Below are 353 nucleotides of genomic sequence, written 5' to 3'. Positions count from 1 at the left end.
GGGTTTTTTCACCCAACCAGCGGGCGGGTAGATTCCTACTCGTTTGAAAGGTTGGATCCCGTGTCAGAACAGCAGAAATCGTCCGCCTCGACTGGGGGTAAGCGTACCCGGCTGGGGCCTTCGGAGAAGTATGAGATCTATGTCAACGTGCTCTCTGGTCAGGCCACTCAGCGTGAGGCCGCTGAACGGTTCCAGGTGGATCGTTCTGTAGTGGTCCACGCCTGTCGGGTCGCCAAACAGGGCGCTCTGGACGCTTTGGCGGCTTCGGTGCCGGGCCGTCGGGCAACGACGAAGAGTGCGGAGCAGCGTCAGCTGGAAGAGGCCCAGGCAGAGATTGAACGGCTCCGGGCCAC

At 61.5% G+C, this 353-nt stretch carries 1 protein-coding gene; it reads left to right on the top strand.

Going from position 1 to position 353, the window contains the following annotated elements; all coding sequences use genetic code 11:
• Positions 1-60: 60 nt before the first annotated feature.
• Positions 61-353, top strand: a 293-nt coding sequence (locus HGQ17_RS14930) for a hypothetical protein (protein ID WP_211090726.1), incomplete at its 3' end; no start/stop codon positions are given.

Source organism: Nesterenkonia sedimenti (assembly GCF_012641515.1).
Taxonomy (GTDB): Bacteria; Actinomycetota; Actinomycetes; order Actinomycetales; family Micrococcaceae; genus Nesterenkonia; species Nesterenkonia sedimenti.
The sequence above is the reverse complement of the archived record's forward strand: the minus strand, read 5'-3'. Positions and strand labels throughout refer to the sequence as shown.